Below are 328 nucleotides of genomic sequence, written 5' to 3'. Positions count from 1 at the left end.
AGCTTTAATAGCTCGTATAAAACTATATGTTTTGTGCGGGCTTTTTTCATGCCTAAAAAAATTTTTAAATTTTTTCGGTTTCAACTTAGCAAATCACACCTGCCGTTCCCTATATGGTGCGGAAAGAGGGATAACCACTTTTCACGTCGTAACGGAAAGGGGGTGCGATTGATGAAACCGTCTGACTTCCAGAAAACAGTTCAATGCCGTTTTGAAAGTTGTTTGAAGAAAGTTGTCCGACATGTTGTTAAGGACTATCAGAAGAAATTAAAGCGACGACAAAAGGAAGAAACGCTTTTTTGTGAACTTCCAGAAATCGTTGTAGAAA

1 pseudogene is annotated in these 328 nt (G+C 38.1%); it reads left to right on the top strand.

Annotated features, from left to right (window positions below):
- Positions 1–171 precede the first annotated feature (171 nt).
- Positions 172–328: pseudogene (locus OCV99_RS18505) on the top strand (sigma-70 family RNA polymerase sigma factor); the annotation flags it as partial.

Source organism: Dorea acetigenes (genome assembly GCF_025567385.1).
Classification (GTDB): domain Bacteria; phylum Bacillota; class Clostridia; order Lachnospirales; family Lachnospiraceae; genus Claveliimonas; species Claveliimonas acetigenes.
Note: the sequence above shows the minus strand (reverse complement) of the source record. Positions and strands in the feature narration are given on the sequence as shown.